A 26235-nucleotide genomic window follows, 5' to 3' on the forward strand; every position below is an offset into this window, starting at 1 on the left:
CGTCAGATGCGGCCGTACTTCGCGAGGCCCTTGCGCAGCGCCTTCTCCGCGATGATGAGCTTGGCCTGTTCGAGCTCGCGTGCATCGATCTCCTGCGCGACGCGCAGCACCTCGGCGGCCTGGGCCTTCGGCACGATCACGACGCCGTCGACATCGCCGACGATGATGTCGCCCGGATGCACCATCACGCCGCCCACGCGCACCGGCACCTGCGAGGCCACCGTGCGGTAGCGGCCGAGGGTGGTGCCGGGGCTGACGTCGCGCGCATACACCGGAAAGCCGTAGTCGCGGCGGATCTCGGTCAGGTCGCGCACCGCGCCGTCGAGCACCGCGCCGGCGTGGCCGTTGGCGACGGCGCCGGCCGTCATCAGCCCGCCCCACACCGCGACGTCGGTTTCGCCGCCCTCGATCGAGATCACGATCACGCTGCCGGGCGCGGCCTCGTCGATCAGGTCCAGCGCGTGCTGCGGCGGCACGAACTCGTCGGTGGCGGCCTCCAGCACGGTGACGGCGGGTCCGCAGATGCGCTTGTCGTTGATGCGCGGCTTGATGCAGCTGTCAAGGTAGCCGCGGCGGCCGCAGACCTTGTCGACGGCGTCGGCGACCGACGCGACGGCCACGAGGCCGAAGGATTCGATCAGTTCATGCATGTCGTGATTCCCGGATGTCGTTCGAAGAAGAAGGCGTTCACCAGCGGTTGACCCAGTGGCGGGGTGTCTCGTGGCGCAGCACGCGCACGGCCTCCTCGGCCGCCTTGCGCTGCAGCTCGCGCATCGACTCTTCGCTGTACCAGCCCACGTGGTTGGTGACGACCACGTTGTCCAGCGTGAACAGCGGGTGCGTGCGGTCGGGCGGTTCGGGGTCGAACACGTCCAGGCCGGCGCCGAGCAGCCGGCGCGCGGCCAGCGCGTCGTACAGCGCGTCCAGGTCGACCAACCCGCCGCGCGCGGTGTTCACGAGGATGGCGGTGGGCCGCATCAGCGCGAGCCGGCGCGCATCGATCAGGTGATGCGTGTGCGTCGTCAGCGGTGCGTGCAGCGAGACCAGGTCGGCCTCGCTGCAGACCTCGTCCACGCTGGCAGCCTGCACGCCGGGCGGCAGCGTGGCATGCGGGTCGTGCACCAGCACGCGGGCGAAGCCGAAGCCGGCCAGCTTCTCGTGCGTCATGCGCGCGATGCGGCCGTAGCCCACCAGCCCGAGCGTGCGGCCGCGCAGCCGGTGCATCGGCAGCAGCACGCCGGTGGACCAGCGGCCGGCGCGCACCTCGCCGTCATGCAGGCGCACGCGGCGCGCCACCGCCAGCGCCAGCGCCACGGCCTGCGTGCTGACCTCGTCGATGCCGTAGTCGGGTACGTTGGCCACCATGATCCGGCGTTCGCACGCCGCCCCCAAGTCGATGTTGTCGACCCCGATGCCGTAGCGAACGATCGCGCGGCAGCGGTCCATCGCCTCGATCACCCGCCGCGGCAGCGGCGACTCGCGCACCAGCACCACATCGGCGCCACGCACCGCCTGCTCGGCTTGCGCCGCGTCGCCGCGGCAGGGCCGCAGCTCGAACGCGGCGTTGGCGGCTTCGAGCAGCGCCGTCTCCTGGTCGTAGGCGGCGTAGCCGTCGTCCAGCGCCACGACGCGGGCGCGCCTGCCGGCCGCGGACACGCGCGAATCGGAGTGCATGGCCAGGCTCACTTGCGCGAGGCGACTGCTGCCTGGACCAGCTTGTCGGTCCACTCCTTGCTGACCTCGGCCTCGAGGTAGCGGCGCACCGCCGGCTGCGACATCAGGCGGAAGCGGCTGCGCTCGCTGGCGTCGATCTCGGTCACCGTCATGCCCTTGGCCGACAGCACGGCCTTGGCCGCGAGGTCCTGCTCGCGCGTCATGTCGCGGTGGATCTTCTTGGCCCTCTCGATGCCCTCGGTCACCGCCTTCTTCTCGGCGTCGCTCAGCGTGCCGAAGAAGCGGTCGCTGACCAGGTAGGCGTGCAGGCTGTAGACGTGGCCATCGAGCGTCACGTGCTTCTGGTGCTGGTAGAGGCTGGCCGCCAGGATGTTCGTGACGCCGTTCTCCTGGCCGTCGGCCGTGCCCTGGGCCAGGGCGGCGGGCAGCTCGCCCCAGTCGATGGCGGTGGGGCTGGCGCCGAGCGACTCGACCAGCTTGACGAACACCGGGCTGGGCTGCACGCGCATCTTCAGCCCCTTCATGTCGTCGGGCGTGCGGATCGCGCGCTTGCTGTTCGTGAAGTGGCGGATGCCGTTGTCGGCGTAGGCCATCAGGCGGATGCCGGTCTTCTTGCGCATGTCCTCGGCGAGCTCCTTGCCGAAGGGGCCGTCGAGCACCTCGTAGGCGTGCGCGTGGTCGCTGAAGAGATAGGGCACGCCGAAGATGTTGAAGGTCTTGTAGACGCCGACGATGCCGCCGTCATGCACGACCGCCAGTTCCACAGAGCCGAGGCGCAGCCCCTCCATGACCTGCTGGGCGGGACCGAGCTGGCCGGCCGGATAGATCTCGACCTTCAGCGCGCCGTTGGTGGCTTTCTCGACGTGTTCCTTGAAGGCCAGCGCCGCGACGTGCTTCGGCTGGTCGGGCTTGGCCGGCTGGAAGTGGGCGTACTTGATGACCTTCTGCGCGTGCGCGGGCAGCATCGCGAAGGTGGCCGCGGCGAGGGCGGCGAGGAAAGGCAGGCGGCGCAGGCGCATACGATGATCCTTCGTTGGACGATGAAAAGAGGGGCCGCAGGCCCCCTTCGGGGGGATCGGTTCAGTGGCGGTAGCCGAGCAGGCCGGGCAGCCACGTCGACAGGGTGGGCACGTAGGTGAGCAGCCCCAGCACGACGAGCAGCGCGAAGAGCATCGGCTTCGCCTCGCGCACCATCGGGCCCATCTTCACGCCCGAGACGATCGAGGTGACGAAGAGCAGACCGCCCACGGGCGGCGTGATCATTCCGAGCGTCAGGTTGACGATGACGACGATCGCGAAGTGCAGCGGATTCAGGCCCGCGGCCTCGGCCAGCGGCGCGAGGATCGGCACCATGATCATCACGCCCGGCAGCGGCTCGATGAAGATGCCCACCAGCAGCAGCAGCACATTGATCGCCAGCAGCAGCAGGCCCGGCGACAGCTGCAGCGCGGCGATCCAGGACGCCACCTGCTGCGGGATCTGGCCGACCGTGAGCACCCACGCAAAGACCGCCGACGTCGCCACGATGAAGAGGATGGACGCGGTCATCAGGGCCGTGCGAAACAGGATCGCCGGCAGCATGTGCCAGTGCAGCGTGCGGTAGACGAAGCGGCCGACGACGAGGGCGTAGGCCACGGCGGCAGCCGATGCCTCGGTGGGCGTGAAGATGCCGAAGTGGATGCCGCCGAGGATGATGGCCGGCAACATCAGCGCCGGCAGGGCGCGCAGGAACAGGTGCAGCAGCGGCGTGAGGTCCAGCAGCTCGGGTGGCGAACGGTAGCCCCGGCGCACGCTGATCACATGGTTCACCACCGCGAGCGACAGCGCGATCAGCAGGCCCGGCACCACGCCGGCCAGGAACAGGCCGGTCACGGTCACGCTGTTGTCGGTCAGCGCGTAGATGATCATGATGATCGACGGCGGAATGATCGGCCCGACGATCGCGGTCGATGCGGTCAGCGCGGCGGCGTAGGCATCGCCGTAGCCGGCCTTCTTCATCATGCGGATCAGCATCGCGCCGGGTCCGGCGGCATCGGCCAGCGCCGAGCCGCTGATGCCGGAGAAGAACGTCAGCGTCAGGATGTTGGCGTGCCCCAGGCCGCCGCGTCGGGCCCCGACCAGGCGCGCGGCGAAGCGCAGCAACACGTCGGTGAGGGCGCCGCCGGACATCAGCTCGGCGGCCAGGATGAAGAATGGAATCGCCAGCAGCGGGAAGCTGTCCAGCCCGCTGAACAGGTTCTGCATGATCACAAGCGGCGTCATGCCCGGCTTCATCCACACCGCGACGCCGCCGGCGGCGAGCATCGCGAAGGCGATCGGGGCGCCGATGGCCATCAGGCCGATGAATGCGATGGCGAGTGCGGCGGTCATGTCGGGCGCCCTGTCACAGCGCCTGAGGGTCGAAGCCCTCGACGCGTTCCCATTCGCCGCTGGACACCCAGCGGCGGCTGACGAAAGCCAGGTGCGCCAGCATCACCGCGGCGCCCACCGGCAGGGCCAGGTAGACCTTGCCGAGCGACCAGCCGAGCACCGGCGATTCCTGCTCCCACGCAAAGGACGCGTAGTCCCATCCCAGCCACGCCATCGCGAGCAGGGTGATGCCGATGACGCCGACGATGCCGGCGCGCAGCGCCCGGGCGGCCGCCGCCGGCAGCGCGGAAGGCAGGCTGTCGATGGCGATGTGTCCGCCCACGCGCAGTGCCGGGCCGGCGCCGAGGAAGGTGGTCCAGATCATCATGTAGCGCGTTGCCTCCTCGACCCACGGGAACGAGTGCGCGAACGCATAGCGCGTGAAGACGTTGGAGATCACCAGCGCGGCCATCACCGCCAGCAGCGTGATCAGCAGCCAGCGATTGACGGCGCAGAAGGCGGCGTCGATGCGTGCGCCGCTGGAGCGGGATGCCGCGGCTGACGCGACCGGAGCGGGGGAGGGAATGTCGAGCACGGCAGGTCCTTCGATGGATTCAACGATATCTGATATGGCAGATGGTATGTACCGGGTTTTCCTTTAGACTCCGTCACCAACTGCACAGGCCGCCATGAACGCTCCGCTGCCCCTCGAACGTCCCCAGCTGCTCACCGACCGGGTCTGCGAACGCATCCGCGAGGCGATCGTTCGTGGCGAGCTCAAGCTCGGCGAGCAGGTGTCCGAGGCGCAGCTGGCGCAGCGCATGGACGTGAGCAAGACGCCGGTGCGCGAAGCGCTGCTGCGGCTCAAGCGTGATGGCCTCGTCGAGATCCACCCGCAGCGCGGCACCTTCGTCTTCCGGCTCGAGCCGGCCGAGGTGACCCACCTCTGCCGCTACCGCGTGATGATGGAGACGGCCGCGCTGCGCGAGGCGATGCTGTCGAAGGCCGACGCCTTGGCGGCCGACATGGCGCGCGCGGTGACCGAGATGCGCAAGGCCGAGAAGTTGCGCGACCTGCAGGCGCTGGCCGGCATCGACATGGTCTTCCACGGCCTGTTCTTCACGTACTGCGACAACCAGTACCTGCGCGCCGGCTACGAGGTCATCCGGTCCCAGCTGGTGGCGCTGCGCTACCGCTCCCCCATCGGCAACGCGGTGCCGAGCCACCAGGTGCTGGTGGATGTCGTCAAGGCCGGCGAGGCCGCGAAGGCGGCCTCGATGCTGACGGAGCACATCCTGGAGAACGAGCCGCGTTATCGGGCCGCGTGCGGCGTCGCCTAGCCAGCGTTCAAGACGGCGAGCCGGCCGCTACGGCCGGCCGGTCCCGGCGCATCCGCCGGGCTTGTTCACGCGCTGCGTGGAAGCCGGGTACTTCAGCAGCGCGCCCGGCGGACGGCGCGGTCGCGCAAGCAGCTCGCCGCCGCAGTTCGGGCAGACGCCGGCGAGGCGCACGTCCGCGCAGTCGGCGCAGAAGGTGCACTCGAAGGTGCAGATGCGCGCCTGGGTGGATTCCGGCGGCAGATCGGCGTCGCAGCACTCGCAGTTGGGTCGGAGCTGAAGCATCGGAGCGATCCCGGTGGAGGTTCTGGGAGCACGCAGGCTACGGCCGATCGGCCAGTCGGGGAACGCCGGATGCGGACAGGCGGCGGTCGATTCCGGACATTGCTGATCAGCCGCTACAGCGTGTCAAGGCCAAGTTGAAATGTCGCCCTGCTGGCTAAGTTGAAATGTCGCATCGGGGCTGAGCGCAGCGCTCGGTGCAGGACCTTGTCCACCGGCGGCGTGGCGGTCCGTCACGCAAACGCCGACGGTGGGCAAGTCCGTGTTCAGTGCGCGGTGAGGGCAGGGGTCGGCTTGCGCGGCGCAAACGTCGGTTTCGGCTTCTTGCCCGAGCACACCTCTTCGACGACAGCGCGGATGTCCTGCGCGGTAAAGGCGCGTTGCGTCTTGGTGCCGGGGCGCCGCTCGGCGTGGTTCGCATTGGCCGGCTCGCCGCGGTGCGTTCGAGACACCACGCTGCGCCGCCAGTCGTCACGCTGCTCCTGAATGGCCTTGGCGACTTCGAGCGCCATGGCCAGGCGCTTGTTCTCGACCACAGCGCCGGAATCCAGGGTCGACAGCCGGTCGTAATTTCCGGACGGTCTCCTTGCTCAGCACCAAGCCGTGGCACTCGCGCAGCTTCTCGCACGCCAAGGTCGGCCCGAAGTCTTCGTAACGCTGCCGGATCAAGCTCACAGCGCGCTGCGCGAGGCCAGGCTCGAGCTGGTTGTGGCTCGGCCGCCCACGGTTGCGTGAAACCACGCCCATGGGGCCTTCGGCCCGGTACCGCAACAACAGCCGCTCAAGCTGCCTGCGACTTAACCGAAGCCGCCGCGCCGCTTGGCCCACTCGAAGCATGCGGTCCTCGACCGCCTGGATCGTCTTGAGGCGATCCACGTCGCGCATCGTCATGGTGATCACCACCGATCTACAACATATGTCAAGGCCAAGTTGAAATGTCGCCCTGCTGGCTAAGTTGAAATGTCGCATCGGGGATGAGCGCATCGCTCGGTGCAGGACCTTGTCCACCGGCGGCGTGGCGGTCAGCCACGCAAACGCCGACGGTGGGCAAGTCCGTGTTCAGTGCGCGGTGAGGGCAGGGCTCGGCTTGCGCGGCGCAAACGTCGGTTTCGGCTTCTTGCCCGAGCAGACCTGCTCTACGACATTGCGAATGTCCTGTGCCGTAAAGGCGCGTTGCGTCTTGGTGCCGGGGCGCCGCTCGGCGTGGTTCGCATTGGCCGGCTCGCCGCGGTGCGTTCGAGACACCACGCTGCGCCGCCAGTCGTCACGCTGCTCCTGAATGGCCTTGGCGACTTCGAGCGCCCTGGCCAGGCGCTTGTTCTCGACCACCGCGCCGGAATCCAGGGTCGACAGCCGGTCGTAGCGCTCATAGGGCAGCACTCGGCCATCGGCCCGGATCTCCAGTCGCCCGTCCGGGTACTCCCAGACGTCGATGTAGCGGTGGATCAGCTTGCGGTTGTCCGGTGAATCGGCCAGCAGGTAGATGCGCTTCTCGTGCTGCAGCGTCAGCGACTGCGTTACTTTGCGCTGCGTGCGCCACGTGAAGACCTCGTCCAGGTTCTCGTCGCGCCGCACCGGCCGGTGGGCGTCGAACGCGCTGCGCGGCTCCTTGCCGAAGCGGGCGTTGAAGTCGGCGGCGAAGTGCGGGGCGAAGGCGTTGGCTGCCTCCATCGTGGAGATCCGCCGCAGCCGCAGCTCCTTGACCAACCGGTCCTGCAGCGTGAGGTTGGCGCGCTCCACGCGGCCCTTGGCCTGGCTGGAGTTCGCTCAGAAGGTGTCGATGTTGAGCTCGTACAGCGCGCGCCCGAATTGCGTGGCCGAGCGGCCGAACTCCGTCGAGTCGCGCGTGGGCCGGAAGATCGAGGCCTTGTCGCTGTAGAACGCCACCGGCTTGCCGTAGCGCTCGAGGTACGCCCGCGCGGCCTCGAAGTACGCGAAGGTGGTCTCGGTCGGCGCGAAGTACAGCTGCATCAGCCGGCTCGTCGCGTCGTCGATGAACACCAGCAGCGTGCATGCCGCCGCGCGGTCCTCGAACCAGTGATGGTCGCTGCCGTCGATCTGGATCAGTTCGCCCAGGCACGCCCGACGGTTGCGCGGCTGGTGGATCTGCGGCGGTCGCTGACGGCGCGGTGTCCAGAGACCTGCCTGAATCATCAGTTGCCGGACGGTCTCCTTGCTCAGCGCCAGGCCGTGGCACTCGCGCAGCTTCTCGCACGCCAAGGTCGGCCCGAAGTCTTCGTAGCGCTGCCGGATCAAGCTCACAACGCGCTGCGCGAGGCCAGGCTCGAGCTGGTTGTGGCTCGGCTGCCCACGGTTGCGTGAAACCACGCCCATGGGGCCTTCGGCCCGGTACCGCAACAACAGCCGCTCAAGCTGCCTGCGACTTAACCGAAGCCGCCGCGCCGCTTGGCCCACTCGAAGCATGCGGTCCTCGACCGCCTGGATCGTCTTGAGGCGATCCACGTCGCGCATCGTCATGGTGATCACCACCGATGAACCTGTCGCACCCGCCATGGCCGTGCTCCCAGCTCCCTGGAAGCGGCCCAATATGCGACGTTTGAACTTTGCCCAAACGCGACGTTAGAACTTTGCTCCTACACAGCGAGCATCGCCAATATTGATTATGTCAAATTACTGTTAGCTGACGCCTCGTTCTTCGCTTGTCCGCCGTCAAGTCCGGCCCCGATTCACAGTCCAACAATGGGCGTGCCATCTCGCCGCTGTCCCTCGCCGGGGCGCCTTTCTACGCAGGAGGCCCAACGTGGTTGAAGACGCATCGCCGAACCGTCCCCGCTGGCGCTCGCCGTTCGGACTGTTCATGGTTGTTGCCGGCCTGGTCGGCGCGTACTACCTGCTGACCGAGCACCTGACCCATGTGTCCCAGGCAGTGCCCTACCTCTTTCTCCTGGCGTGCCCGCTGATGCACTTCTTCCACGGCGGGCACGGGCACGGCCACGGCCACCATGATCAGCAACAGTCAAAGGACCCTCAACCGAAGTAGCAGGCACCGGCCAGCACTTCGCCCCATTCACCTGGAGACCTTCATGTTCTTCGCTCGACTCCTTGCCGCTGGCGCGGTGGCCATCGTTGCCGTCTCGGCGTTCGCTCAGCCAGCGGCCCCCACGCCCTCCGCCAGCGCACCGATGATGGACTGCCAGAAGAAGGCCCGACACGACCACGGTGCCGAGAAGGGAACGCCCACGCCGAAGTCCTCGGCCTGCGCAGACATGCCCGGCCCCGCGGCATCGGCCGCCAGGAAGAAGCCGCTGCACGACCACGGCAAGATGCACAAGCAGCAGTAGGCGGTGGACAGCGCCGGGTTCGCGCGGTCCGTGAAGGCGGCCGAGCTGGCATCGGGGCTCGGCGCCATCGTCCTGGGTGCGGGGCTGGCCCTCGTGGCGCCGGAATGGCTGCGCACGTACGCGGTGCCGCTGCTCGTGGGCGGCCTGGTCGTTCACGGCATCGGCATGTCGCTGAAGTACCGCCTGGAGGCCCGCCGAGGGCCGGCCCTGTGGTGGGAGCGGGCGCTGTTCTGGCTCTGCTGGGCCTGCCTCGCCGGGTTGGCCCTCTGGATTGCGCGAGGCATGACAGCTCGCTAGGGTCGGCCCGCCACGGCTCTTGACCTTCCCACAACGGGAAGGGCGAGACTGCATCAGGAACAGGAGAACGCGTCATGCCATCGTCCTCCAGCGACCAGCACCACCGGCACCACCAGCATCACCAGCACGACCACGCCCACCACGCCCATCACGACCACAGTCACCACGCCCCCGCCGCGCCGCAGCCGTTGACCCAGGGGGACCCAGGGCAGGTCGAGTACACGTGCCCGATGCACCCGCAGGTGCGCCAGAGGGGCCCGGGCCATTGCCCGATCTGCGGCATGGCGCTGGAGCCGCTGGTCGCCACGGCGGAACAAGGCGAGAGTCCCGAGCTGCGGGACATGACCCGGCGGTTCTGGATCGGCACCGCGCTGACGGTGCCCGTGTTCGCGCTCGAGATGGGCGGGCACCTCTTCAACATCCACCACCTCATCGCGCAGCAGACGTCGAACTGGGTTCAGCTGCTCCTGGGGACCCCGGTGGTGCTCTGGGCGGGCTGGCCGTTCTTCACGCGAGCCGTGGCTTCCGTGAAGCACCGCAGCCTGAACATGTTCTCGCTGATTGCGCTGGGCACCGGTGCGGCGTGGCTCTACAGCATCGTCGCGACGCTGATGCCGGCGCTGTTCCCTCCGGCGCTTCGCGGCGACAGCGGCGCGGTCGCGGTGTACTTCGAGGCCGCGGCGGTCATCACGGTGCTGGTGCTGCTGGGCCAGGTGCTGGAGCTGCGGGCGCGGGAGAAGACGTCCGGTGCCATCAAGGCGCTGCTCGGACTGGCGCCCAAGACGGCGGTGAAGGTCGATGCGCAGGGCCACGACGAGACTGTCCAGGTCGACAGCATCCAGGTTGGCGACCTGCTGCGGGTTCGCCCCGGCGAGAAGGTGCCGGTGGATGGCGAGCTCACCGAGGGCAAGGGGAACGTCGACGAGTCGATGGTGACGGGCGAGCCCATCCCGGTCGCGAAGGCAGCGGGCTCGAAGGTCACGGCTGGCACGATGAACCAGACGGGCGGCTTCGTGATGCGGGCCGAGAAGGTGGGCGCCGACACCCTGCTTTCCCAGATCGTGCACATGGTGGCGGCCGCGCAGCGCAGCCGTGCGCCCATCCAGCGAATGGCCGACCAGGTGGCCGGCTGGTTCGTGCCGGTGGTGATCCTCGTGGCGGTGCTGACGTTCATCGCGTGGCTGGTCTGGGGGCCCTCGCCGGCATTCACCTATGCGCTGATCACGGCAGTCGCGGTCCTCATCATCGCGTGCCCTTGTGCGCTCGGCCTGGCCACGCCGATGTCCATCATGGTGGGCGTCGGCAAGGGCGCCCAGCATGGCGTGCTGATACGGGACGCCGAGGCGCTCGAGAAGATGGAGAAGGTCGATACGCTGGTGGTCGACAAGACGGGAACGCTGACCGAAGGACGACCCAAGGTCGTTCACATCGAGCCGGCCCCCGGGTTCACTGCGGAAGATGTCCTGCAAAGGCTCGCGAGCGTCGAGCGCGCCAGCGAGCATCCGTTGGCGATGGCCATCGTGATGGACGCCCAGGCGCGCAAGCTTCCGCTCGCCCCCGTCACGGACTTCGACTCTCCCGTCGGCAAGGGCGTCATGGGGACGGTCGAGGGACAGGTCGTGGTCTCCGGCAGCGCCAGGTTCCTGGCCGAACACGACATCGACGCGGCGTCCCTCGCACCCTCCGCCGAAGCCCAGCGACAGGCGGCGGCCACGGTCATCTTCGTGGGCATCGGCGGCAGGCTGGCAGGCTTCGTCGCCATTGCCGACCCCATCAAGGCGACCACGCCTCAGGCGCTGGCCGGCCTCAAGGCGGCCGGCGTGCGCGTCGTGATGTTGACAGGCGACGGCAGGACCACCGCCGACGCCGTTGGGCGCCAGCTCGGCATCGACGACGTGGTCGCCGAGGTGTTTCCGGAAGACAAGGCCGCGGTGGTCAAGCGACTGCAGGCCGAAGGTCGTGTCGTCGCCATGGCCGGTGATGGCGTCAACGATGCCCCTGCCCTTGCCCAGGCCACGGTCGGCATCGCGATGGGCACCGGTACCGATGTCGCGATGGAAAGCGCAGGCATCACCTTGCTCAAGGGCGACCTGACCGGCCTGCTGCGCGCCCGGACGCTTTCGCGCGCCACGATGCGCAACATCCGGCAGAACCTCTTCCTGAGCTTCGCCTACAACGTGGCCGGCATCCCGCTCGCGGCGGGCGTGCTGTATCCCTTCTTCGGCGTGCTGCTGTCGCCGGTGGTCGCCGCTGCGGCGATGGCCCTGTCGTCGGTCAGCGTCATCGGCAACGCGCTTCGACTGCGGCGTGTCCAGGTTGATTGAACAGGTCGCACGACGGTGCGCGAACTGTTCAACATGAACCGCCCTCGCCCGGCTCGATCCATCGCAAGCCGAGCGCCGTGCCGATGTGGGCCTGAAGCGTCTCCAGCGAGACCGGCATGGTGAGGAACACGTTGACCCCGGCCTGCAGGCAGGCGGCACGGTCCGCGGCGGTGGTCGAGGCCGAGACCGCGATCACCGGCACAGCGGCCAGATCGGCATCGCGCCGCAATCGGCGCGTGGCCTCCACGGCGTCCACCGGCGGCACCGCGATGGCCATCAGGATCAGGTCCGGCCGGAAGCATTTCGCAGTCACCAGCATCCGGCCGCCGTCGTCCGCCTGCGCCACTTCGAATCCGGCGTTGCTCAGGAAGTCGCACATCAAAGCGCGGTTCGAAGCGACGTCGTCGACCACCAGCACTCGCCGCGGCGGGCCCGCGTAGCGCGCGACGGCGGACAGGTGCCCGGGGGCCTGCGCCAGCGGCGCCACCGGCAACGGCAGGTCCACCTCGAACCGGGTGCCGCGGCCCGGTTCGCTGCTCACCCGCACCTGTCCGCCCATGTCGTTCACCAGCGCGCGCGTGATCGCCAGGCCAAGCCCGGTACCGGCGTTGCGGCGATCGGCATCGCCCACCTGCGCGAAGGGAAGGAAGATGCGTTCCAGGTCCTCGGGGCGCAGGCCGACGCCGGTGTCCTCGACCACCAGCCGCAGCAACACCTGCGACGGGCCCTGCGGCTCGGCCGAGGCCCGCAACGTCACGGTGCCGCGGTCGGTGAACTTGATCGCATTGCCCAGCAGGTTCAGCAGCACCTGGCGCAGCCGGCGTTCGTCCGCCACCACGAACCTCGGCAGGCCCGTGCCGGCCTCGAACACCAGGGCCAGCCGCTTCTCCTCGGCCTTCACCAGCATCAGTTCAAGCGCCGCCTGCAGGAAGGTGGGCAACGGCAGCGGCACCGGGTTCAGCTCGGTGCGGCCCGCCTCGATGCGCGCCAGGTCGAGGATGTCGTTGATGAGCGACAGCAGCTGGGCCCCGCTCTCCTGGATGGTGTTCAAGCCGCGCTCCTGCCGCGCGCTCAGGCCGGCGTCCTTGGCCAGCAGTTGCGCGTAGCCCAGCACAGCATGCAGCGGTGCGCGCAATTCGTGGCTCATGTTCGCCAGGAACTCGCTCTTCGCGCGGTTGGCCTGCTCGGCGGCAAAGCGCGCGGCGCGCTCGGCCTGCAGCAACCCGCCCTCGGAAGCATCCTGCCCGGCCGGCGGGCCCTCCCCGGCGCTCGTCTTCGACAGGATGCTCTGCACCTGGTCCTCGACCGCTTCTACGCTGACGCCCAGCGCCCGGGCGATCTCCGGGTAGGCAGGGCCCTCGGCGATGAACCGCAGCACGCCGATCTCTGCCGGCAGCAGGCCCGCGTCCGCCACCTGCGCGGCCAGCTCGAACGACCCCTGCGAGGGCAGCGCCTTGCGGCCGTTGTGCACGGTGCGGATGGCTTCGAGCAGCTCGCGGTGCAACGCGTTCTTCAGCAGGTAGCCGCACGCGCCGGCCTGCAGCGCGCGCTGCGCATTGGCGTCGTCGGCATAGGTGGTGAGCACGAGGATGCGTGCGTCCGGGAACTCGGCGCGGATGTTGCTGATCGCCTCGAGCCCGCTCATGCCGGGCATCTGCAGGTCCATCAGCGTGATGTCCGGGCGGTGGATGCGGAACTGCTGGATCGCTTCGCGCCCGTTCGACGCTTCGGCCACGAAGGCCATGTCCGGCTCCGCGCCCAGCAGCGTGGCGATGCCTTGCCGCACGATCGGGTGGTCGTCGACGCAGAGAACCTTGATGGGTGCCAAGTCTTCGGTCATTCGCCGATCTCGCCGGGTCGGAAGCGCCCGTACGCGGGCTCCGAAAGGGCCAGTGCCGGCCGACTGTACTCCCGACAATCCGGGGGCGGTTCGACCGGCAGCGACCTAGAATTCCATCGCGCCACCTGAGGGCGGAGAGGTCCGGTGTATGAAGACGTGGAGCCGTCGCTTCGTTGCGCTGTTCCCGGCCCTGGTCGCCTCGTTGGCGACCTGCGGGTTCGCCCGATCGCAGGACATCGCCGTCGTCGAGGTTGCGCTCGTCGCGGGCGCCCCTATCCCCTTCCACGCGCTGCGCGCGCCCTCCCCGCCGCTCGCGCTGCAACGGCTGGCGCAGGACCGGTACGGCTTTCTCTGGCTGAGCGCCGCCGACGGCCTGCGGCGTTACGACGGCTACGGCTTCATGAAGGTGCCGGAGGGACAGCGGTCGCAGAGCGTCGGCCACATCATCGGCCATTCGCTGGCCACCGACCGCGCGGGCCGGCTGTGGATCGGTGCCGACGACTCCCTCAACCGGTACGACCCCGAGACCGGCAGCTTCACGCAATACCGGTCGCCGAACGAGGCTTGCGGCACTGTCGCGATCGCCCACGACATCGTCGAGGACCAGGAGGGCCTGATCTGGCTCGCGACGGACGACGGCGTGACGGCGCTCGATCCGGTCACGTCGAAGACGACGTGCCATCGGCCGCGCTACACGCCCGGGGTCGGCGAGACGCGCGTCATCGCGATGCTCGCCGCGAAGGACGGCACGCTGTGGATCACCAGCAGCGAGGGGCTCTACGCCTTCGACCGGCGCTCGGGCAAGGTCATCCGCCACGACAGGCTGCAGACATCTTCGGGACGCCGCTTCGTCAGCACCGGCTTTCCATCGCGGCCGTTCCAGGACAGCGGCGGAACGCTGTGGTTCGGCCTGTCCTCCGGCGGCGACCTGGCCGCGGTGGACGTGGCCAGCGGCCAGGTGACGGTCTATGCGTTCCGGAACGGCGGCCTGGCGCCGAACGCCTCGTCCGGCGTGGTCTCGATCCAGGAGGATCACGACCGGGCGCTCTGGCTCGGCACCAACAAGCTCGGCCTCGTGAAGCTGACGCCGGATCGCCAGCAGGCCGTCTGGTACCAGAGCAACCCGGATGATCCCGACGGCCTGCGTGACGACCTCGTGATCGGCGTGTTCAGGGATCGCGAGGGGCGCTTCTGGTCGACGACGAAGTCAGGGGCGGTCTACCGCTTCGACACCGAGCGTCCGCGCTTCCGCGCCTACCGCCACCATGAGGATGTCCCGCAGAGCCTCGGCAAGGGCGCGGTGACCGCGGCCTACGCCGAAGATCCCGACCTGCTGTGGATCGGCACGGACCGCGGCCTGAACCGGGTGGACCGCACGTCCGACCAGGTCGTGCGCATCGACCAGCCGGTCTTCAACCAGGGGGTCAGCGCGATCGCGAAGGACACCTCCGGCCACCTGTGGCTGGGCACGAACGGCAACGGTCTCGTTCGCTTCGATCCCCGTGCGGGCCGGTACACGACCTTCGTGCACGAGCCCGCCAATGCGCGATCGCTGAACCACAACCGGATCACGGCGCTGCGGGTCGATCGTGGCGGCAGCCTGTGGATCGCGACGGACTTCGGCCTGAGCCGCTGGGAGCCCGCGACGGAGGACTTCACGACCTTCCGGCCGCAACCAAAAGGCCTGGTCCAGTACCGCTCGATCGCCGAGGACGCGAGCGGCGCCCTGTGGCTGGCGACGGCCTCGCGCGGCGTCCAGCGGTTCGATCCGCGCGCGGGCACCTTCCGGGTCTTCGATGCCGAGCTGCGTGCAGCGCATCCGCCGGGCCACAACCGGGTGAATTCGGTGCACGTCGACCGCGCGGGCACGGTGTGGGCCGCGACCTTCCGCGGCCTGGGCAAGCTCGATCCGCGCGACGCCACGTTCACGTCGTTCGGCGCGCGCTCCGGACTGCCCGCGGACACCGTGCTCGGCATCCTCGAAGAAGACGACGGACGTCTGTGGCTGAGCACCCCGAACGGGCTGTCGCGCTTCGATCCGCGGGCCGCGTCCTTCACGAACTATCACGCCTCGGACGGCCTGTTGACCGATCGCTTCGCCAACCCCGTGGTCGCCGTCAGGAGCACGAGCGGCGAGATGTTCTTCGGCTCGCAGAAGGGGCTGGTGGCGTTCTCCCCCGGGCAGGTCGTCGAGCGCGGGCGCGCGCCGCCGGTGTTCCTCACCGATTTCCGCCTGTTCGGCGAGCCGGTGCTGCCGGGAAGCGGGCCGCTGAAGCAGCCCATCTGGTCCGCGGCATCGCTGGCGCTGGCATCGGACAGCATCGTGTCGTTCGACTTCGCCGCCTTGAACTACGTCGATCCGGAGCGCACTCGTTATCGGTACCGGCTCGAAGGCTTCGAAGCGAAGTGGAACGAGACGGACAGCGCCCGGCGCAGCGCGACGTACACGATGCTGCCGGCCGGCGACTACACGTTCCTGGTCCAGGCCCGGGGCGCGCGGGGCGACTGGAACGACAGCGCGATGGCGCTGAAGATCCACGTTCCGCCGCCCTGGTACGCGACCTGGTGGTTCCGGATCCTCGCCGCCGCGGTGCTGCTCACCGCGCTCTGGCTCGCGTACCGCCTGCGCGTGCGCCAGTTGCACCGCCGGTTCGAGATCGCGCTCTATGCGCGGCTCGGCGAGCGTGCGCGCATCGCGCGCGACCTGCACGACACGCTGCTGCAGACCTACCAGGCCTCGCTGCTGTGGTTCCGTGCGGCGATGAACGTGCTGCCGGAGCGGCCGCTCGACGCCAAGCAGCGGCTCGAGCTCGCGCTGGACCGTGCCGAGGCGGCGATCGCCGAAGGGCGCGACGCCGTGCAGGGCCTGCGGGCCTCCACCGTCGAGGTCAACGATCTCGCCGAGGCGATCGCCGCGATCGGCGCCGACCTGACCAAGCAGCATGCAGGCACCGCGCCCGTCGTCGGTGTCGCGGTCGACGGCGCGTCGCGCGGCCTGAACCCGCTCGTGCGCGAGGAAGCGTGCCGCATCGCCGGCGAGGCGCTGCGCAACAGCTTCCACCACGCCGAGGCACGGCACGTCACGGTCACGCTGCACTACGGCGCGCGGCAGTTCCGGTTGTCGATCGTCGACGACGGCAAGGGCATCGAACCAGCGACGCTCGAGGGCCAGCAGCCGGGCAGCCACTTCGGGCTGCCGGGCATGCGCGAGCGCGCCGGCGTCATCGGCGGGCAGCTGGAGGTGCGCAGCGGGAACGGACGCGGCACCGAGGTGGAACTGCGGGTGCCCGACGGCCACGCCTACGTTGCGACCACGCAGGCCCGGCACTGGTGGCATGCGCTGCGGCGCGAGCGGGCGCCCGCGGAAAACGCCGACCGGCCAGGCCAGCACACTTGAGAAGCCCCACGCACCGGCGCCCTGGGCGGGGCAGGACCGCGGCGGCCCGGCTCGTCAGGGCTCCCAGCCGCCCCCCATCGCTTCGCTCGTGCACTTCTTCACCGACGACGTCTTCGCGGCGCCGGCCAGTTTCTTCTCGGCGGCGGCGGCTTCGCACTTGGCAGCGGCGTCCTTCTCGCACTTCTTGAGGAAGGCGGTGCGCGCGGCGCCGGCCAGCTTCTTCTCCTCGGCGGCCTTGGTGCAGGTCTGATCGGCCGCCCAGCCGGGGGTCGCGACGAGCAGCAGGCTGATGAACATCACGGTACGCATCGTTCGACTCCTGTTCAGGGCCTCGTTCCGGTGCCGGGACGAGCGGCCACCGTCGATCCTGCGCGCAACCGCGGCAGCGCCCAACGGTGACTTCCCCGAGGGGGCCGTGTGCGGGCCGTGTGCGGGCCGTGTGCGGGCCGGGCGCCGGGCCGCGCGGCACGCGACCCGCCTCAGCGCTTCCAGAAGCGCCGGGTGCGCTCGACGTTGCGCAGCGCTGCGCCCGCCGCGCCCGCGGTGACCGCCTGGTGCGCGCGCAGGAAGCCGGCGGCGAAGAGCGACAGCGGGTCGTGCTGCGCATCGGCCTGGAACTTCTGCTGCGCCACCACGATGTCGTTGTGGCGCCCCAGGGCGTCCTGCGCCGGCGCCAGCCGCTTCAGGTAGCGCCGGGCCGGCTTGCGCGGCCACAGCGAGGCGACGAACTCCGCAAGGTAGCGCAGGCGCTTCAGGCGCTTGCGCACCTGGTGCTGTTCCTCCGACGGCAGCTGCTCGAAATCCCGGCCGGCGCGGGCCGCCTGCTTGTGCAGCGTCGACAGGCGCCGCGCCACCTGCGTGCGCGCCGCCGCGGCGGACAACGCCGCCGCCGCGCCGGGCGCGCTCGAGGTCCAGCGCAGCAGCCCGATCAGGGTGTCCTGGAAGGTCGCCTCGCGCACGATCGCGGCGGCATCGGCCGCTGTCGTCTCCACCGGCCAGGCGAGCTTCGGCGCGCCGGCGCCCTCCAGCAGCCCGTGCACCGCGCGGGCCACCGTCGCATCGTCGCGCAGGCGCCCCAGGCGGCCGAAGGTCTGCGCCAGCGCTGGAGCCCACGCGGCGTCGATGCCCTGCGCCAGCGGGCCCAGCTCCTGCAGGGCGATGCGCAGCCGGCGCAGGCCGACGCGCAGCTGGTGCACATGGCCCTCGTCGGTGCTGCCGGCGGCCAGCTCGCTGGCGTTGGCCAGCACCTGCTCGAGCGCCGTGTCGACCACCGCGCGCACCAGCGCCTCGCTGTCCATCGCGGCATCCAGCAGCGGCAGGCGCGATGGCACCGCGGCGCCGTGCAGCAGGCCCTCGGCCAGCTGCGATCCACGCTGCGACTTCGGCCGCGCATCCAGCCACAGCTGCCCGGCACCGCGCCACAGCCGGGCCAGCTCGAACAGCTCGTGCAGACCGCCGGCGCAGTGCTCGAGCTCGAGCTCGCAGATCGGCAGCGCACGATCGCCGGCCCGCACCTGCCCGATGTCGAACGCCGCCTCGACCTCGCTGTCCGGCCATTGCAGGCGCACCGCCAACCGGGTCACGTCGGTGGCATAACGCTCGATCAGCGCGTCCTCCGGCCGGTCGCCGAGCGCCTCGCGCAGGCGCCGGCCGACCTCGGTGCCGTCGTGCCGCGCCAGGACCGGCACCGGCCGCGTGCCGGCCGCCACCCGGATCGGCACGTTGTGCTCCAGCCGGTCCAGCGCGCTGCCGCCGGCGGCCTTCAGCGTCTGCACCCAGCGCCGGCCTTCCTTGCGCAGGCGCAGCGCGACGCGGTGCTGCGCGAGCAGGCCGTCCGCGGTGTCGAAATAGAGCGCGGCCAGAGCGATCGATCGGGCGCCGCGGCGCCGCAGTTCGTTGCCCAGCGCGAGCCGCGCGGCCTCCGGCACCTGGAACTTGATCTCGAACTCGCGCATGCGCCCTGCCCCGGTCGAAAGCATCGATTGTGATCGGCCGCCGCCCCTGCCCGCCGCCCCCGGGCAGCCCGCAGGCCGCGCCACCCGGCCGCTGTCACGCGGCTGTCGCATGCCGGTCATAAACTGATTCGATGATTGCCGCCGTCAGCGCCGCACCCCGCATCGCGATGCCGCCGCTGCTCAACCGCGAGCGGGCCATCCTGGCGTTCAACCGGCGCGTGCTCGCGCAGGCCTGCCGCGACGACGTGCCGCAGCTCGAGCGGCTGCGCTACGTGACGATCGTCTCGTCCAACCTCGACGAATTCTTCGAGGTGCGCTTCGCGGACGCGCTGGAGAGCTCGCGCCCGTCGCCGCCGGACAGCGAGCAGCGTGCCTCGTTGCGCGAGGCCGCGCGCGAAGCCCACGCGCTGATCGACGAGCAGTACCGCATCCTCAACGACCAGATCATGCCGGCGCTGCAGCGCGAGGGCATCGTCATCATCAACCACGCCGAGCGCAACGAAGCGCAGCGCCAGTGGACCGACGCCTACTTCGAGCGCGACGTGCGGCCGCTGCTGGTGCCCGTCGGGCTGGACCCGGCGCATCCCTTCCCGCAGGTCGCCAACAAGTCGCTGAACTTCATCGTGCGGCTGGGCGGCCGCGATGCGTTCGGGCGCGACAGCTCGATCGCCATCGTCAAGGTGCCGCGCGCCCTGCCCCGCGTCATCCGGCTGCCGCAGGCGCTGTGTCCCCCCGGCGTGCAGGCCTTCGTGCTGCTGACCAGCGTCATCCGCGCGAACCTGGAGCGGCTGTTCACCGGCCGGCCGGTCGTGTCGTTCTCGCAGTTCCGGGTCACGCGGGATTCCGACCTCGAGGTCGATGGCGTCGACGTGGCCAACCTGCGCCAGGCGCTGCGCAGCGGCCTGACGACGCGCCACTACGGCCAGGCGATCCGGCTCGAGGTGGTGCAGAGCTGCCCCGAGGAGCTGTGGCGCTTCCTGCTCGACCAGTTCGGGTTGCCGGAGGCCGCGCTCTACCGCGTCAACGGGCCGGTCAACCTCGGCCGCCTGAACGAGCTGATCGACCAGGTCGATGCGCCGCCGCTGCGCTTTCCGCGCTACGAGCCGTCGTGGCCGAAGCGCCGGCTGGTGATCGGCAAGTCGATCTTCGAGCAGCTGCACGACGGTGACGTGATGCTGCACCATCCGTTCGAGAGCTTCGAGCCGGTGGTGCAGTTCCTGCGCGAGGCGGTGCACGACCCCGACGTGCTGGCCGTCAAGCTGACGATCTACCGCACCGGCAACGAGTCGGTGCTGATGGACCTGTTGATCGACGCGGCGCGGCGCGGCAAGGAAGTGACGGTGGTCGTCGAGCTGAAGGCGCGCTACGACGAAGAGGCCAACATCAACTGGGCCGAGCGGCTCGAGGCGGTGGGCGCCCAGGTGGTCTACGGCATCGTCGGCTTCAAGACCCACGCGAAGCTGATGCTGATCACGCGGCGCGAGCCGGGCTCCGACGGGCGGCCGGCGCTGCGCCGCTACGCCCACCTGTCGACCGGCAACTACAACTCGAAGACGGCCCAGCACTACACCGACATCGGCGTGCTGACCGCCGACCCCGACCTGACCGCCGACGCCGACTCGGTGTTCCTGCAGCTGACCAGCCTGACCCGGGTGCGGCCGCAGCGCGCGCTGCTGACCGCCCCCTTCGCGCTGCACCGCGGGCTGATGGGCCACCTGGCCGACGTCGCCCAGGCCGCGGCCGACGGCCAGCCGGCGCGGGTGGTGGTCAAGATCAACGCGCTGACCGAACCGCGCCTGATCGGCGCGCTGGCCGCCGCCGCGCAGGCGGGCGCGCAGGTCGACCTGATCGTGCGCGGCGCGTGCATGCTGCCGGCCGGGCTGCCGGGCGTCACCGACCGCATCCGCGTGCGCTCCATCGTCGGCCGCTTCCTCGAGCACACCCGCGTCATGTACTTCCGCTTCGGTCCGCGCGAGCAGGACGAGGTGCTCTACCTGTCGAGCGCCGACTGGATGGGCCGCAACATGTTCGGCCGCATCGAGGTGGCCTGGCGCGTGAATGACGCGGCCATGCGGCAGCGCGTGATCGACGAGTGCCTGGTGCCCTACCTGCACGACCGGCGCGACGCCTGGGTGCAGGCCTCCGACGGGACCTATACGCGCATCGACGACCCGGACGGCCCGTCGGCGCAGCAGGCGCTGATGGGGCGCTTCGGCGGCGGCTGAACGGTCGGCGGGCCGGCGACGGCACGCCGACCTGTCGTTACGCGGAACGTGCGCGGAACGTGCGAGGATCAAGGCGATCCTCAGTTGCCTGCCGTGCTCCGATGAAGCTTCGCGTCCCACGTGCGATGGCCGTCAGCGCCACGGTGCTGGCAGGCCTGTTCGTGGCGTGGCTGCTGTTCGCCTGGCTGGTCTTCGACCCGCTCGTCAGGTGGGCGCTGCCGCGCCAGGTGGCGCAGCACGGCGGCTACCAGCTGGCGATCGGCCAGGCGCGGCTGCATCCGCTGCGCCTGTCCGCCACGCTGCAGGACGTGGCGCTGCGCGAGCCCGGCGGCCGGCCGCTGCTGGCGCTGGGCGCCTTGACCTTGGACCTCGATGCCACCGGCCTGCTGCGCCGCGCCTGGACGTTCGATGAACTGACCATCGATGCGCCGGTGGTCAGCGTCGAGCTGCGACCCGACGGCCGGCTGAACTGGCTGGACTTCGCGCAGGCCTGGTCCGATCCGGCGGCACCGCCCGCGCCGCCCGAGGCGGCGCCGCCGCGACTGCTGGTGCGGCGCCTGGCCATCACGGGCGGCGCGGTGGACTTCGAGGACCGCCAGGTCGGCGGCGGCTTCCGCACGCGCGCCGACGCGCTGGCGCTGGAGCTGCATCGGCTGTCGACCTTGCCGGAGGACCGCGGCGACCACACGCTGTCGGTGCGCACGGGCCTGGGCGCCGAGCTGCGCTGGCGCGGCAGCTTCGGCCTGAACCCGGTCGCCGCCAGCGGCGAGCTCACGCTCGACACGCTGCTGCTCGACCGCCTGTGGCCCTACCTGCGCGGCCGCCTGCAGATGGCCCCGCCGCAGGGCGAAGCGGCGCTGCGGCTCGCGTACAACGCGCGTTATGCCCAGGGCCGCACCGAGCTGGCGCTGGAACGCGTCGAGGCGCGCCTGACGAAGCTGGCCCTGCGCGGTGCCGGGGCCGCCGAGCCGACGCTGGCGCTGGACGCGGTGGTGCTGCGCGGCGGACGGCTCGACCTCGGCAAGCGCGAGGCCGGCTTCGAGCAGGTGGAGATCGGTCCCGGCCGCCTGGCGCTCGTGCGGGCGGCCGACGGCCGGTTCGACGTGCAGGACTGGCTGCGGGCGCAAGCACCGGCGCCCGCAGCGGCGGCATCGGCTGCCGCGGCTGCTTCGGCGGCCTCGGTGCCGGCGGCCCGGGCGGCCCCGGCGACCCCGGCGACCGCCGCCTCGGTGCCGGCTGCCGCGTCGCCGGCCGCGCCGCCCTGGCAATTGCGGCTCGGCCAGGTCGACCTGCGCGGCCTCGGCGTGCAGTTCACCGATCGCGGCTTCGCGACGCCGCTGGAGGTGGTGCTGGACGCCGCGCAGGTCGGCCTGCGCCTGAACGCGCGCGTCGGCAGCGCAGCGGCACCGACGCTCGACGTCGAGGGCCTGAGCGCGCAGCTCACCGGACTGCGGCTGCGCGACGCTGCCGATGCGCCCCCCTGGCTGGAACTCGCCTCGGCCGCGCTCGACGGCGCCAGCCTGTCGCTGCACGAGCGCCGGGTGCTGGCCGGCGCGCTGACCCTGCGCGGCGCGCGTGTGCAGGTTGCGCGCGGCCGCGACGGCCGCATCGCGCTGGCCGAACGCTGGCGGCGCACCGCGGCGCTCGCGGCCGGGCCGGCGTCCGCCGAAGCCGCCGAGGCCGCCGAGGCCGCCGAAGCGCCCTGGCGCTTCCGCCTGGACAAGCTGCAGGTGCAGGACGCCGGCATCGGCCTCACCGACCACGGCGTGCAGCCGGCCGTCGCGCTGGCGATCCGCGACCTGCAGGCCGAGGCGCAGGCGCTCAGCGAGGACCTCGCCGCCGCGGTGCCGGTGGCGCTGCAGTTACGCATCGACGGCGCCGGCCGCCCCGGCACCCCGCCGGGCGGCCGCTTCGAGGCCCGCGGCCGCCTCGTGCCCGGCGCGCCCTCGGCCGACCTGCAATTGACGCTGCAGGACCTCGCGCTGACCCCGCTGCAGCCCTATGTCGCGCAGGCCACCACGCTGACACTGGCCAGCGGGCGCGCGTCGACACGCGGCCGGCTGCGCGTCGATCCGTCCCGCTGGCGCTATGACGGCCGCTTCGACGTCGCCGCGCTGCGGCTGGACGAGGCCGGCGAACGCCTGGTCGGCTGGGAGCGGCTGCACAGCGACACGCTCGCGCTCGGTCCGCAGGGCCTGCGCATCGGCGAGCTGCGGATCGACGGCCTGGGCGCGAAGCTGATCATCGCCAAGGACCGCAGCGTCAACGTCGCGCAGGTGATGAAGCCCGCGACAAAGGCGCCGGCCGCCTCGGCACCGGCGCCGGCCGCGTCAGTGCCCGGTGGCGCGGCGGCCGCACCACCCTCGGCCGCGTCACATTCTCGTTATGGCATCGCGATCGATCGCATCCGCGTCGCCGGCGGCAGCGTCGACTTCGCCGACCTCTCGCTGGCCCTGCCCTTCGGCACCCGCATCCACCAGCTGCAGGGCCAGCTGGTCGGGCTGAACAACCAGGGGCCGGCGCCGGCGCAGGTCGAGCTCGACGGCCGCGTCGACGAGTTCGGCCTGGCGCGTGCCGCCGGGCAGATCCGGCTGTTCGACCCCACCGCCTACACCGACCTGACGGTGGTCTTCCGCAACGTCGAGATGGCCAACCTGACCCCCTATTCGGCCACCTTCGCCGGGCGGCGCATCGCCTCGGGCAAGCTGTCGCTCGACCTGCAGTACAAGCTCGACCGCCGCCAGCTCGCCGGCGAGAACCGCATCGTGATGGACAAGCTGACGCTCGGCGAGCGCGTGGAGAGCCCGGACGCGAGCAACCTGCCGCTGGAGCTCGCCATCGCGATCCTGGAGGACGCCGACGGCCGCATCGACCTCGGGCTGCCGGTCTCGGGCAGCCTGGACGATCCGAAGTTCAGTTATGGCGCGCTGATCGGCAAGGCGATCCTCGGCCTGCTGACGAAGCTGGTGACGGCGCCTTTCCGCGCGCTGGGGGCGCTGTTCGGCGGTGGTGAGCAGGCGCCCGAGGCCATCGGCTTCGACGTCGGGCGCAGCGAGCTGCTGCCGCCGGAGCGCGAGAAGCTGCAGCGCCTGGCCGGTGGGCTGGCCAAGCGGCCCGGGCTGGCGCTGACGGTGCAGCCGCGTTTCGACGCCCAGGCCGATGCGCAGGCGCTGCGCGAGCTGGCGCTGCGGCGCGCGCTGGCGCAGGCCGCCGGCCGCGCGCTCGCCGAGGGCGAGGACCCCGGTCCGGTGAGCACCGCCGAGCCGGCCACGCGCGCGGCGCTGGAGAAGCTGTTCGCGCAGCGTTTCGGCGCCGCCGAACTGCAGGCGCTGCAGCAGCGCCACGCGCAGGCCAACCCGGCGCCGCCACCGGCCGGCGCCGGCGCGCAGGTGCTGTCCCGCCTGGGCAACCTGCTGAAGACCGCGCCGCCGCCGCTGTCGCCCGAGGAGGCCGAGCGCCTGCGCGGTGCCGATCTGCCAGCGCTGCTGCTGCAGCGGCTGCTGGCCGCGCAGGTGGTCGACGACGCCGCGCTGCGCCGGCTGGCCGAAGCGCGCGCGGCGGCGATCCGCGCCGAGCTGGCGGGCCGCGGCGTGGCGGCCGAACGCCTGCAGCTCGGCACGGCCGAGGCCCAGGCCGGCAGCGGCGACGGCCGGGTCGTCTCGCTGCCGCTGGGCCTGGCCGCCGGCCCACGCGCCGGGGCGACACCACCGCCGGCCGCGGCCAGCCTGCCGGGCGCCGGTGCCGCGGCCGGTGCCGCAGCCAGCGCGCCATCCCGATGACACCGAGGCCGAGCACTTTGCGCGTTGGCATCCGTGGCCTGCCGGCCGCGATTCCCGGCGCGCTGTCGCACTGGCGCGACCTGCTGCTGGCGGCCGGCCCGCTGCTGCTGCTCGGCGCGGCGCTGCTGGTCGCGGCCTACCTGGTGCTGCAGCCGCAGCCGCCGCGCCGCGTCGTGCTGGCCACCGGCATCGCGCAGGGCGCCTACGCGGAATTCGGCCAGCGTTACGCCGCCTGGCTGGCGGGGCACGGCATCACCGTCGAGCTGCGGCCGACGCAGGGCGCGGCCGAGAACCTGGCGCTGCTGCGCGATGCACGCTCCGGCGTCGACATCGCCTTCGTGCAGGGCGGCGCCGACCCGGCGGGCGACGCCGCGCGCGATGCCGACGCGGGCCTGGTCTCGCTGGGCAGCCTGTTCTACGAACCGGTGTGGCTGTTCTACCGCGAGGATTCGGCGCGGCGCCTGGCGCGCGCGCCGTCGATCAGCCACCTGACGCAGCTGGCCGGCTGGAAGCTCAACATCGGCGCACCCGGCAGCGGCGTGCCCCCGCTGGTGCAGCTGCTGCTGGAGGCGAACCGCATCGACCCGGCCACGATCGCGCTGTCGCGCCAGTCGACCACGCCGGCCGTGGTGGACCTGCTCGAGGGCCGGCTCGATGCGCTGGTGCTGTGCTCGGCCCCCGAGTCGTCGATGGTGCAGATGCTGCTGGCCACGCCCGGCATCCGCCTGCTCGATTTCGCGCAGTCCGAAGCCTATGCCCGCCGCTTCGCGTTCATGAGCCCGGTGGTGCTGCCGCGCGGCGTGATCGACCTGGCCCGCGACCAGCCGCCGGCCGATGTGCGCCTGGTCGCGCCCACCGCGACGCTGGTGGCGCGCGAATCGCTGCACCCGGCGCTGATGCAGCTGTTCGTGCAGGCGGCGCAGCGCGTGCACGGCGGCGCCGGCTGGTTCCAGCGCAAGGGCGAGTTCCCGAACGCGGCCAACAACGAGCGCCCCGTCGCGGCCGAAGCCCAGCGCATCTACCGCAACGGCGTGCCCTGGCTGCAGCGCTACCTGCCGTTCTGGCTGGCCAACCTGGCCGACCGCATGTGGGTCGTGCTGCTGGCCATCGGCGCGGTGCTGATCCCGCTGTCGCGCATCGTGCCGCCGATGTACGAGTTCCGCGTGCGCTCGCGCGTCTTCCGCTGGTACGGCCGGCTGCGCGACGTCGAGCACGCGCGGGGACAGCGCCGCACCGAGGACCTGCTGGCCGAGCTGGACGAGATCGAGCGCCATGTCGGGCAGGTGGCCGTGCCGCTGAGCCATGCCGACGAGCTGTATGCGCTGCGCAGCCACATCGAGGCGGTGCGCGCGCGGCTGCAACAGCAGGCGCCGGTCTCGGCCGAAGGTGATCGTCCGCCGTCGGCGTGACGCCGCGTGACGCCGCGTGCAGCGGCCGCGCGTCGGCCTGGCCGGGGGCCGCGCGGCGACTGACA

At 71.1% G+C, this 26235-nt stretch carries 19 protein-coding genes and 2 pseudogenes; 9 read left to right on the forward strand and 12 right to left on the reverse strand.

Annotated features, from left to right (window positions below; genetic code table 11):
- Positions 1 to 2: 2 nt before the first annotated feature.
- From P1K89_RS17345 to P1K89_RS17365, 5 genes are all read right to left on the reverse strand, one after another.
- Positions 3 to 650, reverse strand: a complete 648-nt coding sequence (locus P1K89_RS17345) for an RraA family protein (RefSeq protein WP_284617740.1) — start codon at positions 648 to 650, stop codon at positions 3 to 5.
- A gap of 37 nt (positions 651 to 687) precedes the next feature.
- Complete coding sequence (locus tag P1K89_RS17350) at positions 688 to 1674, reverse strand: C-terminal binding protein (protein ID WP_284617741.1); 987 nt, start codon at positions 1672 to 1674, stop codon at positions 688 to 690.
- Between the two features lie 8 nt (positions 1675 to 1682).
- On the reverse strand, positions 1683 to 2693 hold the full coding sequence (locus tag P1K89_RS17355; RefSeq protein ID WP_284617742.1) for a TRAP transporter substrate-binding protein: 1011 nt from the start codon (positions 2691 to 2693) through the stop codon (positions 1683 to 1685).
- A 61-nt stretch (positions 2694 to 2754) separates the two neighbouring features.
- A complete protein-coding gene (locus P1K89_RS17360; RefSeq protein ID WP_284617743.1) occupies positions 2755 to 4044 on the reverse strand; it encodes a TRAP transporter large permease in 1290 nt (429 codons plus the stop codon).
- A gap of 13 nt (positions 4045 to 4057) precedes the next feature.
- Positions 4058 to 4618, reverse strand: coding sequence for a TRAP transporter small permease (locus P1K89_RS17365; protein WP_284617744.1), 561 nt, complete (start codon positions 4616 to 4618; stop codon positions 4058 to 4060).
- Between the two features lie 94 nt (positions 4619 to 4712).
- On the opposite strand from P1K89_RS17365, the gene P1K89_RS17370 reads away from it, so the two are divergent.
- Positions 4713 to 5363, forward strand: a complete 651-nt coding sequence (locus P1K89_RS17370; RefSeq protein WP_284617745.1) for a GntR family transcriptional regulator — start codon at positions 4713 to 4715, stop codon at positions 5361 to 5363.
- Between the two features lie 27 nt (positions 5364 to 5390).
- Here the strand turns inward: P1K89_RS17370 and P1K89_RS17375 are convergent, their stop codons facing one another.
- The 4 genes and pseudogenes from P1K89_RS17375 to P1K89_RS17390 form a co-directional block, all read right to left on the reverse strand.
- Complete coding sequence (locus P1K89_RS17375; RefSeq protein WP_284617746.1) at positions 5391 to 5645, reverse strand: DUF1272 domain-containing protein; 255 nt, start codon at positions 5643 to 5645, stop codon at positions 5391 to 5393.
- A 263-nt stretch (positions 5646 to 5908) separates the two neighbouring features.
- A complete protein-coding gene (locus tag P1K89_RS17380) occupies positions 5909 to 6178 on the reverse strand; it encodes a hypothetical protein (RefSeq protein WP_284618048.1) in 270 nt (89 codons plus the stop codon).
- Positions 6179 to 6209: 31 nt separating this feature from the next.
- Positions 6210 to 6533: pseudogene (locus P1K89_RS33390) on the reverse strand (helix-turn-helix domain-containing protein); the annotation flags it as partial.
- A gap of 168 nt (positions 6534 to 6701) precedes the next feature.
- Positions 6702 to 8120, reverse strand: a pseudogene (locus P1K89_RS17390) (ISNCY family transposase).
- A 283-nt stretch (positions 8121 to 8403) separates the two neighbouring features.
- Here P1K89_RS17390 and P1K89_RS17395 point away from each other — a divergent pair.
- The 4 genes from P1K89_RS17395 (at position 8404) to P1K89_RS17410 (ending at position 11565) form a co-directional block, all read left to right on the forward strand.
- Positions 8404 to 8643 (forward strand): DUF2933 domain-containing protein, encoded by a 240-nt coding sequence (locus P1K89_RS17395; RefSeq protein WP_439898001.1) that lies wholly within the window; start codon positions 8404 to 8406, stop codon positions 8641 to 8643.
- Between the two features lie 43 nt (positions 8644 to 8686).
- Positions 8687 to 8944: a hypothetical protein gene (locus P1K89_RS17400; RefSeq protein WP_284617747.1), complete on the forward strand. Its 258-nt coding sequence runs from the start codon at positions 8687 to 8689 to the stop codon at positions 8942 to 8944.
- Between the two features lie 3 nt (positions 8945 to 8947).
- Positions 8948 to 9241 (forward strand): hypothetical protein, encoded by a 294-nt coding sequence (locus tag P1K89_RS17405; RefSeq protein ID WP_284617748.1) that lies wholly within the window; start codon positions 8948 to 8950, stop codon positions 9239 to 9241.
- Between the two features lie 188 nt (positions 9242 to 9429).
- Positions 9430 to 11565 carry a copper-transporting P-type ATPase gene (locus tag P1K89_RS17410; protein WP_284618041.1) on the forward strand — a complete coding sequence of 712 codons (2136 nt, stop codon included), beginning with the start codon at positions 9430 to 9432 and terminating at the stop codon, positions 11563 to 11565.
- A gap of 28 nt (positions 11566 to 11593) precedes the next feature.
- Here P1K89_RS17410 and P1K89_RS17415 read toward each other — a convergent pair whose 3' ends face one another.
- Entirely contained in the window at positions 11594 to 13405 is a 1812-nt protein-coding gene (locus P1K89_RS17415; protein WP_284617749.1) for a response regulator, read from the reverse strand.
- A gap of 148 nt (positions 13406 to 13553) precedes the next feature.
- Here P1K89_RS17415 and P1K89_RS17420 point away from each other — a divergent pair, with 148 nt between their 5' ends.
- Positions 13554 to 16802, forward strand: coding sequence for a sensor histidine kinase (locus P1K89_RS17420; protein WP_284617750.1), 3249 nt, complete (start codon positions 13554 to 13556; stop codon positions 16800 to 16802).
- 54 nt (positions 16803 to 16856) lie between these two features.
- Here the strand turns inward: P1K89_RS17420 and P1K89_RS17425 are convergent, their stop codons facing one another.
- Positions 16857 to 17111 carry a PsiF family protein gene (locus P1K89_RS17425; RefSeq protein ID WP_284617751.1) on the reverse strand — a complete coding sequence of 85 codons (255 nt, stop codon included), beginning with the start codon at positions 17109 to 17111 and terminating at the stop codon, positions 16857 to 16859.
- A 170-nt stretch (positions 17112 to 17281) separates the two neighbouring features.
- Positions 17282 to 18781 (reverse strand): CYTH and CHAD domain-containing protein, encoded by a 1500-nt coding sequence (locus P1K89_RS17430; RefSeq protein WP_284617752.1) that lies wholly within the window; start codon positions 18779 to 18781, stop codon positions 17282 to 17284.
- A 107-nt stretch (positions 18782 to 18888) separates the two neighbouring features.
- On the opposite strand from P1K89_RS17430, the gene ppk1 reads away from it, so the two are divergent.
- The 3 genes from ppk1 (at position 18889) to P1K89_RS17445 (ending at position 26170) form a co-directional block, all read left to right on the forward strand.
- On the forward strand, positions 18889 to 20982 hold the full coding sequence (gene ppk1 / locus P1K89_RS17435; protein WP_284617753.1) for a polyphosphate kinase 1: 2094 nt from the start codon (positions 18889 to 18891) through the stop codon (positions 20980 to 20982).
- Between the two features lie 101 nt (positions 20983 to 21083).
- Entirely contained in the window at positions 21084 to 24761 is a 3678-nt protein-coding gene (locus tag P1K89_RS17440; protein WP_284617754.1) for a DUF748 domain-containing protein, read from the forward strand.
- Between the two features lie 17 nt (positions 24762 to 24778).
- The gene (locus tag P1K89_RS17445; RefSeq protein WP_284617755.1) at positions 24779 to 26170 is read left to right on the forward strand and encodes a TAXI family TRAP transporter solute-binding subunit; all 1392 of its coding nucleotides are present in this window, start codon (positions 24779 to 24781) and stop codon (positions 26168 to 26170) included.
- Positions 26171 to 26235 lie beyond the last annotated feature (65 nt).

This window comes from Aquabacterium humicola, from assembly GCF_030167915.1.
In the GTDB taxonomy this organism is placed as follows: domain Bacteria; phylum Pseudomonadota; class Gammaproteobacteria; order Burkholderiales; family Burkholderiaceae_C; genus Pseudaquabacterium; species Pseudaquabacterium humicola.

Excerpts from the sequence above, each read along its gene's own strand:
- P1K89_RS17425 (WP_284617751.1), bottom strand. The coding sequence starts at position 17,111 with ATGCGTACCGTGATGTTCATCAGCCTGCTGCTCGTCGCGACCCCCGGC.
- P1K89_RS17420 (WP_284617750.1), top strand. The coding sequence starts at position 13,554 with ATGAAGACGTGGAGCCGTCGCTTCGTTGCGCTGTTCCCGGCCCTGGTC.
- P1K89_RS17350 (WP_284617741.1), bottom strand. The coding sequence starts at position 1,674 with ATGCACTCCGATTCGCGCGTGTCCGCGGCCGGCAGGCGCGCCCGCGTC.
- P1K89_RS17370 (WP_284617745.1), top strand. The coding sequence starts at position 4,713 with ATGAACGCTCCGCTGCCCCTCGAACGTCCCCAGCTGCTCACCGACCGG.
- P1K89_RS17415 (WP_284617749.1), bottom strand. The coding sequence starts at position 13,405 with ATGACCGAAGACTTGGCACCCATCAAGGTTCTCTGCGTCGACGACCAC.
- P1K89_RS17375 (WP_284617746.1), bottom strand. The coding sequence starts at position 5,645 with ATGCTTCAGCTCCGACCCAACTGCGAGTGCTGCGACGCCGATCTGCCG.
- P1K89_RS17360 (WP_284617743.1), bottom strand. The coding sequence starts at position 4,044 with ATGACCGCCGCACTCGCCATCGCATTCATCGGCCTGATGGCCATCGGC.
- ppk1 (WP_284617753.1), top strand. The coding sequence starts at position 18,889 with ATGATTGCCGCCGTCAGCGCCGCACCCCGCATCGCGATGCCGCCGCTG.
- P1K89_RS17430 (WP_284617752.1), bottom strand. The coding sequence starts at position 18,781 with ATGCTTTCGACCGGGGCAGGGCGCATGCGCGAGTTCGAGATCAAGTTC.
- P1K89_RS17345 (WP_284617740.1), bottom strand. The coding sequence starts at position 650 with ATGCATGAACTGATCGAATCCTTCGGCCTCGTGGCCGTCGCGTCGGTC.
- P1K89_RS17355 (WP_284617742.1), bottom strand. The coding sequence starts at position 2,693 with ATGCGCCTGCGCCGCCTGCCTTTCCTCGCCGCCCTCGCCGCGGCCACC.
- P1K89_RS17440 (WP_284617754.1), top strand. The coding sequence starts at position 21,084 with ATGAAGCTTCGCGTCCCACGTGCGATGGCCGTCAGCGCCACGGTGCTG.
- P1K89_RS17400 (WP_284617747.1), top strand. The coding sequence starts at position 8,687 with ATGTTCTTCGCTCGACTCCTTGCCGCTGGCGCGGTGGCCATCGTTGCC.